Source organism: Bradyrhizobium sp. 191, assembly GCF_023100985.1.
In the GTDB taxonomy this organism is placed as follows: Bacteria; Pseudomonadota; Alphaproteobacteria; order Rhizobiales; family Xanthobacteraceae; genus Bradyrhizobium; species Bradyrhizobium diversitatis.
The window spans coordinates 4,961,115-4,973,262 of the sequence record NZ_CP064692.1 but is presented as its reverse complement, the minus strand read 5'-3'; the positions used below and the strand labels follow the sequence as shown (position 1 = coordinate 4,973,262).

General features: G+C 64.4%; 13 protein-coding genes, 2 pseudogenes and 1 other annotated feature. Of the genes and pseudogenes, 7 read left to right on the top strand and 8 right to left on the bottom strand.

Annotation, left to right across the window (positions count from 1 at the left end):
• Positions 1–50: 50 nt before the first annotated feature.
• Both IVB23_RS23040 and IVB23_RS23035 read right to left on the bottom strand, forming a co-directional pair.
• Positions 51–863: an alpha/beta hydrolase gene (locus tag IVB23_RS23040; RefSeq protein WP_197969210.1), complete on the bottom strand. Its 813-nt coding sequence runs from the start codon at positions 861–863 to the stop codon at positions 51–53.
• A gap of 256 nt (positions 864–1,119) precedes the next feature.
• Positions 1,120–2,661, bottom strand: a complete 1,542-nt coding sequence (locus tag IVB23_RS23035; protein WP_247800157.1) for a benzoate-CoA ligase family protein — start codon at positions 2,659–2,661, stop codon at positions 1,120–1,122.
• Between the two features lie 121 nt (positions 2,662–2,782).
• On the opposite strand from IVB23_RS23035, the gene IVB23_RS23030 reads away from it, so the two are divergent.
• The 4 genes from IVB23_RS23030 (at position 2,783) to IVB23_RS23015 (ending at position 6,025) form a co-directional block, all read left to right on the top strand.
• Complete coding sequence (locus tag IVB23_RS23030) at positions 2,783–3,691, top strand: helix-turn-helix transcriptional regulator (protein ID WP_247800156.1); 909 nt, start codon at positions 2,783–2,785, stop codon at positions 3,689–3,691.
• 253 nt (positions 3,692–3,944) lie between these two features.
• A complete protein-coding gene (locus tag IVB23_RS23025) occupies positions 3,945–4,340 on the top strand; it encodes a group II truncated hemoglobin (protein WP_061879677.1) in 396 nt (131 codons plus the stop codon).
• Positions 4,341–4,632: 292 nt separating this feature from the next.
• Complete coding sequence (locus IVB23_RS23020) at positions 4,633–5,460, top strand: helix-turn-helix domain-containing protein (protein ID WP_247800155.1); 828 nt, start codon at positions 4,633–4,635, stop codon at positions 5,458–5,460.
• 130 nt (positions 5,461–5,590) lie between these two features.
• Positions 5,591–6,025 (top strand): VOC family protein, encoded by a 435-nt coding sequence (locus tag IVB23_RS23015; RefSeq protein ID WP_247800154.1) that lies wholly within the window; start codon positions 5,591–5,593, stop codon positions 6,023–6,025.
• A 91-nt stretch (positions 6,026–6,116) separates the two neighbouring features.
• Here IVB23_RS23015 and IVB23_RS23010 read toward each other — a convergent pair whose 3' ends face one another.
• The gene (locus IVB23_RS23010; RefSeq protein WP_247800153.1) at positions 6,117–6,350 is read right to left on the bottom strand and encodes a hypothetical protein; all 234 of its coding nucleotides are present in this window, start codon (positions 6,348–6,350) and stop codon (positions 6,117–6,119) included.
• Here IVB23_RS23010 and IVB23_RS23005 point away from each other — a divergent pair.
• A protein-coding gene (locus tag IVB23_RS23005; RefSeq protein ID WP_247800019.1) for an IS3 family transposase occupies positions 6,349–7,580 on the top strand; the annotation gives its coding sequence in 2 pieces (ribosomal slippage) (positions 6,349–6,640 and positions 6,640–7,580; 1,233 coding nt in all). The genes IVB23_RS23010 and IVB23_RS23005 overlap by 2 nt on opposite strands.
• Positions 6,633–6,749 (top strand) — a sequence feature (AL1L pseudoknot). Its footprint overlaps the gene before it by 117 nt.
• A gap of 38 nt (positions 7,581–7,618) precedes the next feature.
• On the opposite strand, the pseudogene IVB23_RS23000 reads toward IVB23_RS23005, so the two are convergent.
• Positions 7,619–7,775: pseudogene (locus IVB23_RS23000) on the bottom strand (PRC-barrel domain-containing protein); the annotation flags it as partial.
• 74 nt (positions 7,776–7,849) lie between these two features.
• Here IVB23_RS23000 and IVB23_RS22995 point away from each other — a divergent pair.
• Both IVB23_RS22995 and IVB23_RS22990 read left to right on the top strand, forming a co-directional pair.
• Positions 7,850–8,104, top strand: a pseudogene (locus IVB23_RS22995) (glutamine synthetase); the annotation flags it as partial.
• A gap of 96 nt (positions 8,105–8,200) precedes the next feature.
• The gene (locus IVB23_RS22990) at positions 8,201–8,641 is read left to right on the top strand and encodes a hypothetical protein (RefSeq protein ID WP_247800152.1); all 441 of its coding nucleotides are present in this window, start codon (positions 8,201–8,203) and stop codon (positions 8,639–8,641) included.
• An 87-nt stretch (positions 8,642–8,728) separates the two neighbouring features.
• On the opposite strand, the gene IVB23_RS22985 is transcribed toward IVB23_RS22990, so the two are convergent.
• The 4 genes from IVB23_RS22985 to IVB23_RS22970 are packed head-to-tail and all read right to left on the bottom strand — an operon-like array spanning position 8,729 to position 12,053.
• Positions 8,729–9,442, bottom strand: coding sequence for an ABC transporter ATP-binding protein (locus IVB23_RS22985; RefSeq protein WP_247800151.1), 714 nt, complete (start codon positions 9,440–9,442; stop codon positions 8,729–8,731).
• Entirely contained in the window at positions 9,435–10,202 is a 768-nt protein-coding gene (locus IVB23_RS22980; RefSeq protein ID WP_247800150.1) for an ABC transporter ATP-binding protein, read from the bottom strand. The genes IVB23_RS22985 and IVB23_RS22980 overlap by 8 nt, the downstream gene beginning before the upstream one ends.
• Positions 10,195–11,139 carry a branched-chain amino acid ABC transporter permease gene (locus IVB23_RS22975; RefSeq protein WP_061879683.1) on the bottom strand — a complete coding sequence of 315 codons (945 nt, stop codon included), beginning with the start codon at positions 11,137–11,139 and terminating at the stop codon, positions 10,195–10,197. Before IVB23_RS22975 ends, IVB23_RS22980 begins: the two co-directional genes overlap by 8 nt.
• Entirely contained in the window at positions 11,136–12,053 is a 918-nt protein-coding gene (locus tag IVB23_RS22970) for a branched-chain amino acid ABC transporter permease (protein WP_036042790.1), read from the bottom strand. Before IVB23_RS22970 ends, IVB23_RS22975 begins: the two co-directional genes overlap by 4 nt.
• Positions 12,054–12,148: the final 95 nt, after the last annotated feature.

Genomic DNA, 12,148 nt, shown 5'->3' with positions numbered 1-12,148 from the left:
CCGAATCTCGGCGTCATATGCACTTTGCTTCATCTAAGCGTGCATTCGCCTTATGCGGCCTGAAGTCCTGGATCGTCCCGCAAGGCGGCCTTTGCGAACTGCACGATGGCATCGAGGGTCGGCCCCGCGGCCTCGCGATGCGGCGAATGCGCCGCGCCGGCAATGATCTTCAGATCGACCGGGCAGTAACATTCCTCCTGCGCGATCTCGACTTGCCGCAGCGTCCCGTATTGGTCGTCCGCGCCCTGCACGATCATGACGGGCACGCGGATGTAGGCGAGGTATTCCGAGATATCCCAATCGCGGAATTTTGGATCGAGCCAGGCGCCGTTCCAGCCATGGAACGCGTTGTCGACGTCCTTGTGCCAGCGCGCCAGTTTCGTCCTGAGATCGGTGGTCTCGAACGTCGTCTTGATCGCGGCGATGGATTTGATCGAGATGTCCTCGACGATGAAATGCGGCGCGATCAGCACGAGGCCGTTCAGCCGATGATCCTGATGCGCGCCGGCATAGATGGTCGCGATCGAGGCGCCGTCGGAATGGCCGAGCAGGAGGCCGCGCTTGAAGCCGATCGCATCGAGCAGTTTCGGCAGCACGTCCAGCGCCTCGCGCTGCATGTAGTCGAGTGGCCGCGGCAACGCGACCGGGCTGGACTGGCCGTAACCCGCGCGCGAATAGGCGAAGATACCGGCGCCGGTCGCCTGCTGCAGCTCTTCCGGGAAGTCGCCCCAGAGCCCGACGCAGCCGAGGCCTTCGTGCAGCATGACGATGGTCGGCGCATCGGCCGCCTGCGGCGCGAGCCATTTGTATTCGAGGCTGGCGCCATCGATGCTGAGGAATCCGGTGGGGGTGAGATTGGTCATGATGTCACTCTTCTTCGCGCAATGAGCAGAAGGTGCTTCCGCGCACTCAGGCGTTCCCTCCCCCCTTGTGGGGGAGGGTCAGGGAGGGGTGCTACACGGGGATTCTCTCGAAGGCGCGGGCGCGGCGTGCGCCGCTCACCAACGACCGCGGCACCACCGCTGAGGCTACCCTTCTCCCCCGCCCTCCCCCCCAAGGGGGGAGGGAGCGCAGCGGTGCTTGAGGCGATAGAACGCGTCATATGACACACCATGCCGTTCAATTCGCGCCCTCGCGCAGCTTGAATCGCTGGATCTTGCCCGTCGCGGTCTTCGGCAGCGAGTCCACCACGTCGATCCAGCGCGGATATTTCCACGGGCCGATCTTCTGCTTGACGTGGTCCTTGAGCGTCTCCTGCAAGTCCGTCGTTGTCACGCCCGGGCGCAGCACGACGAAGGCCTTCGGCTTCAGCAACCCTTCCGGATCGGCTTCGGGCACGACGGCGGCCTCGAGCACGGCCGGATGCGTGATCAGCGCGCTCTCGACCTCGAACGGTGAGACCCAGATGCCGGAGACCTTGAACATGTCGTCGGCGCGGCCGCAGAAGATGTAGCGGCCATCCGCATCACGAACATATTTGTCGCCGGTTCGCGTCCATGGTCCCTCGAACGTGCGGCGGCTCTTGTGGCGCTGATTCCAGTAGCCTTCGCCGGCCGAGGGAGCATCGACCAGCAGTTCGCCGACCTCGCCGTCGGCAACGTCCTGCCCGGCCTCGTTGACGAGCCGCACCGCATAGCCCGGCACCGGCTTGCCGGAGGAGCCGTACTTGATGTCGCTGGGGGCGTTCGACAGGAAGATGTGCAAGAGCTCGGTCGAGCCGACGCCGTCGAGGATGTCGACGCCGAAGCGCGCCTTCCAGCTGGTGCCGACCGATTCCGGCAGCGCCTCGCCGGCCGAGGTGCAGATGCGCAACGCCTTGCCGCAGCGCTCGCTTTTCATCGTCTCGTCGTTGAGCATCGCCGCGAACAGCGTCGGCACGCCGTAGAAGATCGACGGGTTGTAGCGGTTCATCAGATCGAACATGCGGGCCGGCGTCGGACGCTCGCTGTTGAGGATGACGCTGGCGCCGACCGACATCGGGAAGGTCAGCGCGTTGCCGAGACCGTAGGCGAAGAACAGCTTTGCCGCCGACAGACAGACATCGCTCTCGCGAATGCCGAGCACCTGCTTGGCGTAGGTGTCCGCCGTCGCCTGCAAATTCGAGTGCAGATGGCGCACGCCCTTGGGCATGCCCGTTGACCCCGACGAATAGAGCCAGAACGCCGGCTCATCCGGGTGGGTCGCCGCGGTGGTGAACTGATCGCTCTCGCCGGCCATCTCTTCGGCCAGTTGCTTGTGGCCGTTCTGCTTGGCACCGGAGACGACGACATGCTCGAGATCCGGCATGCGGCCGACGACGTCCCTGATGACGGGATAGAGCGCTTCGGACACGAACAGCACCCGTGCGCGGCAATCGGCGAGGATGTAGGCGTACTGGTCCGCGGTCAGCAGCGTGTTGAGCGGCACCGGCACGACACCGGCGCGGATCGCGCCCAGGAATACGATCGGGAAATCGATCGTATCCAGCATGATCATCGCGACGCGCTCCTCGCGGCGGACGCCGAGCCGGCGCAGCATGTTGGCGGCGCGCCGGGTCTGTTGCTGGAGCTCGCCATAGCTGAGCCGCGAGACGGTGTCGTCGAAGGCGAGCTTGTCGCCGCGGCCCTCTTCGACGTTACGGTCGAGCAGCCAGGTCACCGCATTGTAGGATCCCTCGCTCACGGACATCTCCCCCGAATTTAGAATTATAATTCATAGAAAGACACCGCGACGGCTTGCTGTCAATGCCAGCAGGCACTATGTTTCATTAAAACGCGCCGCAGGACCCCTGTAAAGAAGACTCATGAGCGAAAGTCCCGACGCCGAATCCCGCTTCCTCGAACAGCTCGGCCAACGTGTGCGCACCATGCGCGCATTGCGCGGCATGTCGCGCAAGGTGCTCGCCAAGGTCTCGGGGATCTCGGAGCGCTACATCGCGCAGCTCGAAAGCGGCAAGGGCAATGTCTCCATCGTGCTGCTGCGCCGCGTCTCGGACGCGATGGGCGCCCATCTCGAAGATTTGCTCCCCTCGGCCGATCCGACGCCGGACTGGCAGATGTTTCGCGATCTCCTGCGCAAGGCAACGCCGGCGCAGATCGCGCAGGCCAAGGATCTGCTCGCCGGCGGCAGCGCGTCCGCGCCGCGGCGCGCGCCATTCTGCGGCATCGCGCTGATCGGCCTGCGCGGCGCCGGCAAGTCCACACTCGGCAGGATGCTGGCGAAGAAGATCGGCTGGAGTTTCGTCGAGCTCAACAAGGAAGTCGAGCAGCAGAACGGCCTCTCGGTCGCCGAGATCATCGCGCTCTACGGCCAGGAAGGCTTTCGCCGCATGGAGCAGGCGGCGCTGCAACAGCTGCTCGCGCGCAACGAGCTGATGGTGCTGGCAACCGGCGGCGGCATCGTCTCCGAGCCCCTGACCTTCGACCAGGTTCTGACCTCGTTCTACACGATCTGGCTGAAGGCCGAGCCCGAGGAGCACATGGCTCGCGTCCGCCGCCAGGGCGATCTGCGCCCGATGGCGGATGACCGCTCGGCGATGGCCGAGCTGCGCAACATCCTCTTGAGCCGCGAGCCGCTTTATTCGCGCGCGACGGCGGTGGTGGATACGGCCGGGCTTTCGGTCGGTGCAGCTGCTGCACGGCTGATCGATGCGGTGCGGCCAGTGCTGCAGAACGAAGCCCGCAGCTTCGGGCTGCGCAGCGTGGCGCTGTAGGGCGAGCTGTATCCAATTGCTCCGCTGTCGTCCCGGACAAGCGCGCCACAAGCGCGCGCAGATCCGGGACCCGTATCCCCAGGAAAGAGTCGTTGCGCGGGATGGCAACCACGAGTCTTCGCCAAACATCTCCCTGTGGTTATGGATCCCGGATCGGCGCTCGCTAAGGCTCGCTTGTCCGGGACGACGGCGGAGTTTGTGGGCGCGCCACAATGTCACTATATGCGAGCCCAATAGACAGCTTGGAACAACCATGACCTCCACCGACGTCAGCACCTCCATGTTCGAGCGGATCGGCGGCAGCGCCACGATCGATCGTCTGGTCGACCGCTTCTACGACCGCATGGACACGCTGCCGGAAGCGAAAGTCATCCGCGCGATGCATGCGGACGACCTCGGTCTGATCCGGGTCGTCTTGAAGCGCTATCTCACGGAATGGACGGGCGGCCCGAAGCTCTATTCCCCAGAGAAGGGCCATCCGCGATTGCGGCAGCGGCACATCGGCTTTGCCATCGGTGATGCCGAGCGCGATGCGTGGATGCTCTGCATGCGTGGAGCGCTGGAGGAGACGGTGATTGATATCGCCGCGCGCCAGGATCTCGACCGCGCAATGTCGGGCCTTGCTGACTGGATGCGCAACCGGCCTTGATACGGCAGCGCCTCGTCGCAAATCGAGGACGCGCCCATGCTCTCGCGCAATGCGCCATGCATTGCTTGAATTGAACTCCGGACAAATCGCACCGATGCGCTGCTGCCCCCCTTCGACGGCGAAGGCCGCGCCCATATGCAATATGTCAATGACCGCGGCACCTATCACGACGTCCCGGCAAAGTTCCTGATGCGCGAGATGGCGGAAGCGCGGCAGGGCACGGTGCCGTAGCGATAGACTTGGATGGGCGCCATCGCGACGCTATGCTGGGCGCGAACGAGCGAGACGCGCGATGGACGCAACCGCCGATGTCATCCGTCGATCTGCCTCCCCCCGCCTTGCGCGGCTGGTCTCCAGCATCTCGTTCTACCGCGAGCGCGGCCTCGGCCTGGCCGCCTTCCGCCACGCCGCGCCGCTTGCGCTTCCTCTGCTGGTGAACCTGGGAACGCCCTTCCGTATTGCGCTCGGGCACCAACCGGATGCTGCCGACGCTCGACCGAGTTTCGCGGCGGGTCTCTTTCCCGGGCCGGTCCTGATCGAATCCGACGGCCGCGCCGAATGCGTTCAGGTCGATTTCACGCCGCTCGGGGCGTATCGCTTCTTCGGAGGAGCCGTGCCCGATTTGACCGCCCGCATGGTCGGCCTTGACGACATTCTGGGACGCGATGGTGAGAACCTCCGCGCCAGGGTGGCCGAGGCGGTCGGCTGGCGGCGCCGATTCGAGATCGTGGAGGATTTCGTGCTTCGCCGCGCCGTCCACGAGCCTTCGCCGGCGGTCGCTTTCGCCCTGGAGACGCTCTGGGAACGCGCAGGCGCGATCAGGATCGCCGCCATCGCCTCCGACATCGGCTGGAGCCGCAAGCATCTCACGCGTCGCTTCCACAACGAGATCGGCGTTCCGCCAAAGACGCTGGCCCAGATGCTGCGTTTTCATCGGGCCTGTGCGCTGGCCCGGACGAACGGCGCAGGCGGCTGGGCCACAATTGCAGCAGACGCCGGCTATGCGGACCAGGCGCATCTTGCTCGCGATTTCCGGATATTCAGCGGCGAGACGCCGACCGGATGGGCCGCGCGGCTCGATGTCGTCGATCCACGCCTGATGCGGGACGGCGGCGGCTAGCGCCAGGACGGCGCGAGGCAACGGTCAAGTCCCATTTGTTCAAGCCTGCCGCCATGATCCGAACTAGGGTCGGCGTCGCAACAAGCTTGCAAGGACTTGCGCCGAACTTGCACCGAACTTGGAGGGTTTCATGAACCAGCCGAACGGCTACGAAGCGCCGCGCCTCTACCACACGATGCGCTGCAGGGATGCGGAGGCGATGATCGCCTGGCTGAAGAACGTTCTCGGCTTCGCCGAACACGTGGTGTACCGCAAGGAGGGCACGATCATCCACGCCGAGCTGGCGTTCGGATCGTCGATCCTCATGCTGGGCGCGCATCGCGACGATGCCTACGCCAAGCGGGTTGGTGACATCAGCGGCCGGCGGACAGATGCCGTCTATCTGGCCGTTGATGATCCAGACGCGCTCTATGAGAAGGTGAAAGCCGCCGGCGCAAAGATCGAAATGGAGCCCTACACAACCGATTATGGCAGCCGCGATTTCGCCGCGCGCGATCCGGAGGGCGGCCTCTGGAGCTTTGGCACCTATTGGCCCAAAGTCGGCGAACAGCCGCTCGCCGGATAGCCGGACGATCCCGTCAGACGCGGCTCGGTGGCCGCGGCTCGGGCCCAGCCAGTCCGGTGCCGAGAATGCGGCTGCCAGGCCGGCTTACTCGCTAGACCGACCAGTAGTGCGGATGCGGGTAGGACCGCGAACGGTCGCCCCAGTCGAACGCATCGCCATCGAACTCGCACGGGCCGCTACTGAGTTCGTCCAGCGTCAACTCGATCTGGAACGCCTCGCGGCTGGGGTCGTATTTCAGCGCGTTCCACTGGAGAGGGTAGTGATGATGGGTGCTGAACCGCCCCGGGTTTGCCGGAGGCTCCAACTCCTGAGAGGATGGAGCCATGACGAGCAAGACAACGAACAAGTTTTCACCCGAGGTCCGGACCCGAGCGGTTCGGATGGTTCTGGATCACGCCGGCGAGCACCCGTCGCGCTGGGCGGCAGTGACGTCAATCGCGGCCAAGATCGGCTGCACGCCGCAGACGCTGCATGACTGGGTCAAGAAGGCCGAGGTCGATAGCGGGCAGCGGACCGGCGTTCCGACCGATACGGCCGAGAAGCTGAAGGCGCTCGAACGGGAGAACCGCGAGCTTCGGCAGGCCAACGAGATCCTGCGCAAGGCAAGCGCCTATTTTGCGATGGCGGAGCTCGACCGCCGGTCCAAGCCATGATCGCCTTCATTGACGATCATCGTGGGGCGCATGGGGTCGAGCCGATCTGCAAGGTGTTGCCGATTGCCCCCTCGACCTACCACGCCCATGTCGCGAAGCGGCGCGATCCGGCCACGCGGTCGGCGCGCGCCAGGCTGGACGCCGCGCTGAAGATCGAGGTTCGGCGCGTCTTCGATCAAAACTTCTCCGTCTACGGCGTGCGCAAGGTCTGGCGGCAGCTCAAGCGCGAAGGCTTCGATGTTGCCCGTTGCACGGTGTCGCGACTGATGCGGGACATGGGTTTGCAAGGGGTCATCCGCGGCAAATCCGTCAAGACCACGATCAGCGACAAGGCCGCGCCATGCCCGATGGATCACGTCAATCGCCAGTTCAAGGCACCAAGGCCGAACGTCCTCTGGCTCTCCGACTTCACCTATGTCGCGACCTGGACCGGCTTCGTCTACGTCGCCTTTGTGATCGACGCCTATGCCCGCAGGATCGTGGGCTGGCGGGCCTCCCGCACGGCGCACGCAGGCTTCGTGCTCGATGCGCTGGAGCAGGCCCTGCACGATCGCCGACCGGTCCATCGCGGCGGGCTCGTGCATCATAGCGATAGGGGCAGCCAATACGTCTCTATCAAATACACCGAACGCCTGGCTGAAGCTGGCGTCGAGCCTTCTGTCGGCAGCGTCGGAGATTCCTATGACAACGCTCTCGCCGAAACCATCAACGGTCTCTACAAGGCCGAGGTGATCCATCGGCGCGGACCATGGCGCAGCTTCGAGGCCGTCGAGTTCGCGACGCTGGAATGGGTGGACTGGTTCAACAACCGGCGGCTCCTGGAGCCCATCGGCAACATCCCGCCGGCCGAAGCCGAGCAACGCTACTACGCCATGCTGGAACAACCGGCCATGGCGGCATAACTTAAACCAAATGGCCTCCGGCAAACCCGGGGCGGTTCAGTGCCAAGCAGTCCGCCGGTCTTGATCACGGCATAGGCAACCGTTCCACTCATCTTGTCGAGCATCAGCCGTTCGATTGTGCCGAGCTTCGTACCGTCGCGTCCATAGACGGCGACGCGCTCCACGCGATCACTGGGAAACCATGGTATGATGCATGGCGTCCTCCCTGTTCTCTCATGCCTTAAGTCCATTATAGCACCGGCTTCGAGATAACGGGAATGCAGCTATAGATTCTCTCAGGTCTCGACGGCGTCGACCGCAAGCTCGACCCCGGCCCCTCGGCGGACACGCCCTACGAGACCAAAGCGCTGCCATTGCCGAAATCGCTGCGCGATGCGGTCGCCGCGCTGAAGGACGATCCGTTCCGCGACAAGCTCGGGGCCGAATTCGTCGACTACTACACCCACATCAAGAACGCCGAGATCGATCGCTTCCTGTCCGAGGTGACGGACTGGGAGCATCGCGAGTATTTCGAGATGTTTTGAGCAAGTCCGGCCCGATCCGGCACCGATGGTCACTTCAGCCGAATCGTGTCGACGCGCCGGCACGGAATACAATTGTAGGCGTGCTCCGAACGGAGCATGACGATTCCCGGCAGCGTCGCCAGGAACTTCATTGGCCGCCTGCATCTCGAGCAGATGAGGATCGGCGGATCATCTTCACGATCGGAACTCATTCGACAACCAAGTCTGGAGCGCCGCACGATACTGCCTCGCCGCGCGCGCTTCATCTCGGGAGAACTACCGGCTTCTATCGGAATCCGGGCCGGCCTCACGCCGGGCGCGTTGCTTCACGCTCCCGTGAGGCGACTTCTTCCGGAAAGTTCCGACGACATTGCGCCACTCCGGGACGAAGCCATTTCCTCATTCCGCGAAAAACGCCGGAAGGACACGCGGCCTATAATTTCCGTCCATGATCAACAACGGAGTTCGGTCATGTGGGATCAATTTTTCAGCCTGATCTATCGCTTGTCCTGTCGGACCACCCTGATCGAGATCGGCGCGCACCGCCTCGCACGTTAGCCGGGCGCTGCATCCGAATTGGGTAAGGTCGATTGACGGGGAATGCGAGGCGCTGGCATTCCGCTGCTCACATCGCGCGAGGAAGCGCTAAATTCCCAGATATTTGTGCTGCAGATCCGGCTCGGCCACGAGTTCGTCGGACGTGCCGCTCCACACCGTCCTGCCGCGCTCGATGATGTAGTGGCGGTCGCAGATGCGGGCGAGGTGGTCGACATTCTTGTCGACGACCAGGATCGACTGTCCCCGGCTCTTGAGCAGCGACAGGCAGCTCCAGATTTCCTCGCGGATCAGCGGCGCAAGGCCCTCGGTTGCCTCGTCCAGGATCAGGAGTTTTGGATTGGTCATCAATGCGCGGCCGATGGCGAGCATCTGCTGCTCGCCGCCGGAGAGCTGGTTGCCCATGTTGGAGGCACGCTCGGCGAGGCGCGGAAACATCACGTAGATCGCTGCCAGCGTCCACGGATTGCTGCTGCCGAAGCGGTCCGCGGCGGCGGCCACCAGGTTTTCGCGCACGGTGAGGTTCGGGAAGATCTGGCGCCCCTCCGGAACGAGGCCTACGCCGAGCTTTGCGATCCTGTAGGACGGAAGCTGTCGCACCTCGGCGCCAGCGAAACGGATCGCGCCTGCGCGCGCGGGCGTCAGGCCCATGATGGAGCGGATGGTGGTGGTCTTGCCCATGCCGTTGCGACCCATCAGCGAGACCATCTCGCCCGGCTTGATCGACAGCGACAGGCCGAACAGCACCTGGGACAGGCCGTAACAGGTCTCGATGCCGTCGACCTCGAGCAATGTGTCAGCCATGATGCGTCACCACATGCTGATCACCGAGATAGGCGCGCTTGACGTCCTCGTTCTGGCGGATCGCGGCAGGATCGCCGGAGGCGATGACGCGGCCATAGACCAGCACCGAGATGCGATCGGCCAGCGCGAACACCGCCGGCATGTCGTGCTCGACCAGCACGATCGACACTTCCTTGCGCAGCTCCTGGAGCAGTTTGACCATGCCCTGGGACTCGGTGACGCCGAGGCCGGCCATGGGCTCGTCGAGCAGCAGCAATTTCGGCTTGCTGGCCAGGGCGACCGCAAGCTCGACCTGGCGCCGCTCGCCATGGCTGAGCTTCGACACCAGAACATCGGCGCGATGCGCCAGCCCGACGCGGTCGAGCGCGGCACGCGCGGCATCGCGCAGGCCTTTTTCCTTGCGCGCGTTGGCGAAGAAGCGGAACGAGGTTCCGGCATGCGCCTGCGCCGCCAGCGCGACGTTGTCGGCGGCGGTGAAGTCGAGCAGCAGCGAGGTGATCTGGAACGAGCGCGCGAGCCCGAGCGCACAGCGGCGATAGGCCGGCAGATCGGTGATGTCGCGGCCGCCGAGCAAAACGCTACCGGAATGCGGGGAGAGATGTCCGGTGAGCTGACTGATCAGCGTGGTCTTGCCGGCGCCGTTCGGGCCGATGATGGCGTGCAGCTCGCCTTCCGCGACGTCGAGCGAGACGTGATCCGTCGCGATGATGCCGCCGAAGCGACGCACCAGCTTTTCGACGCGGAGCAAGGGTTCAGCCACGGCCAGCCCTCCCCAGCGCGCCCATGATGCCGCCGCGGCCGAACAGGACGATCAGCAGCAGCAGCGGACCCATGATCAGCGCCCAGTATTCGGTGATCTGCGACAAGAACTCTTCCAGCAGCAGGAACACCACGGCGCCCATGACCGGGCCGAACAGCGTGCCCATGCCGCCGAGGATCACCATCACCATGAGGTCGCCGGAACGCGTCCAGTACATCACGGCCGGGCTGATGAAATCGGTGTTGTTGGCGAGCAGCGCCCCGGCAAGGCCGCACATGGTGCCTGATATGACGAAGCAGACCAGCTGGTAGCGCTTGGCCGGGAAGCCGATCGCCTGCATGCGCTGCTCGTTGGAACGCAGGCCCTGCACGACGAGGCCGAAGCGCGAATTGACGATGCGCCAGATCAGGAAGATGACGCCGAACAGGCAGGCAAGGCAGAGATAGTAGAACTGCACGCGATTGCCGAGATCGATCAGGCCGGAGAAGTCGCTGCGCTTGTAGATGGTGAGGCCGTCGTCGCCGCCGTAACGCGCCAGCCCCGAGGCGACGTAATAGGCCATCTGGGCGAAGGCAAGCGTGATCATGATGAAATAGACGCCGCGCGTGCGAAGCGAGAGCGCGCCGATCACGAGCGCGTAAATGGCGGAGGCGGCGAGCGCGACCGGAAACTGGATGAAGCCGCTTCCCACGCCTTCCTGAGCGAGCATGCCGACTGCGTAACCGCCGATGCCGAGATAGGCGGCGTGACCAAAGCTCATCATGCCGCCAAAACCCATGATCAGGTTGAGGCTCGCAGCCGCCAGCGCCAGGATGATGATGCGGGTGAACAGCGTCAGGATGAAGATGTTGCCGGAGAGCTGCGAATAGAGCGGCAGCAGCACGAGGCCCGCCAGCATCAGGGCCGTGACGGCCTTGCTCACCGTGATAGCCTTCATCGACGATTGGCCGGAAACAGCCCCTCCGGGCGCACCACCAGCACGATCGCCATCAGCAGGTAGATCAGCATGGACGACAGCGCCGGCGCGGCGGTGGAAGCAGCGGCACCGCTCAGCACCTGCCGCAACAGGTTCGGCAGGAAGGCACGGCCGAGCGTGTCGATCATGCCGACGAAGATCGCGGCGAGGAACGCGCCGCGGATCGAGCCGATGCCGCCGATCACGATGATGACGAAGGCGAGGATGAGGATATTCTCGCCCATGCCGATCTGCACGGTCAGGATCGGCGCCTGCATCAGGCCGGCAAGGCCCGCGAGCGCGGCTCCCAAACCGAACACCAGCGTATAGAGCAGCTTGATGTTGATGCCGAGCGCACCGATCATCTCGCGATTGGAGGCGCCGGCCCGGATCAGCATGCCGATGCGGGTGCGCATCACGCCGAGATAGAGCAGCAGCGCGACCAGCAAGGCCACCACGATGATCGCGAGGCGATAGGCGGGATAGTGAATGCCGGGCAGGATCGGCACAGGTACGGTGAGCCAGGCCGGCAGCGGCAGCGCAAGACCGGCCGGGCCCCAGATCAGCCGCACGGCTTCGTTGAAGAACAGGATCAGGCCGAAGGTCGCGAGCACGTGGTCGAGGTGGTCGCGGCCATAGAGATGCCGCAGCGCCGTCACCTCCAGCACGATGCCGAGCACCAGCGTGGCCCCGAGCGCCATCAGCGCGCCGAGCAGGAAGCTGCCGGTCCAGGCGGCAAAGGTCGCGGCGAAGTAGGCCCCCATCATATAGAGCGAGCCGTGCGCGAGGTTGACGAGATCCATGATCCCGAACACCAGCGTCAGGCCGGCGGCGAGCAGGAACAGCAGCAGGCCAAACTGCAATCCGTTCAGGAACTGTTCGACGACAAGCAGCATCAAGACTCTTTCAGGCGCACGCAGCGTCGCGCCGATGTTCGAGCAATGTCGCCATCAGTGAAAGAGCTCCCCCTGCCTCTTCAAGGCCGAAAAAT

Coding starts and splice junctions, on each gene's coding strand:
- IVB23_RS23040 (WP_197969210.1), bottom strand. CDS start 863: ATGACCAATCTCACCCCCACCGGATTCCTCAGCATCGATGGCGCCAGC.
- IVB23_RS23030 (WP_247800156.1), top strand. CDS start 2,783: ATGAGCGAAAGTCCCGACGCCGAATCCCGCTTCCTCGAACAGCTCGGC.
- IVB23_RS23025 (WP_061879677.1), top strand. CDS start 3,945: ATGACCTCCACCGACGTCAGCACCTCCATGTTCGAGCGGATCGGCGGC.
- IVB23_RS23020 (WP_247800155.1), top strand. CDS start 4,633: ATGGACGCAACCGCCGATGTCATCCGTCGATCTGCCTCCCCCCGCCTT.
- IVB23_RS23015 (WP_247800154.1), top strand. CDS start 5,591: ATGAACCAGCCGAACGGCTACGAAGCGCCGCGCCTCTACCACACGATG.
- IVB23_RS23010 (WP_247800153.1), bottom strand. CDS start 6,350: ATGGCTCCATCCTCTCAGGAGTTGGAGCCTCCGGCAAACCCGGGGCGG.
- IVB23_RS22990 (WP_247800152.1), top strand. CDS start 8,201: ATGACGATTCCCGGCAGCGTCGCCAGGAACTTCATTGGCCGCCTGCAT.
- IVB23_RS22985 (WP_247800151.1), bottom strand. CDS start 9,442: ATGGCTGACACATTGCTCGAGGTCGACGGCATCGAGACCTGTTACGGC.
- IVB23_RS22975 (WP_061879683.1), bottom strand. CDS start 11,139: ATGAAGGCTATCACGGTGAGCAAGGCCGTCACGGCCCTGATGCTGGCG.
- IVB23_RS22970 (WP_036042790.1), bottom strand. CDS start 12,053: ATGCTGCTTGTCGTCGAACAGTTCCTGAACGGATTGCAGTTTGGCCTG.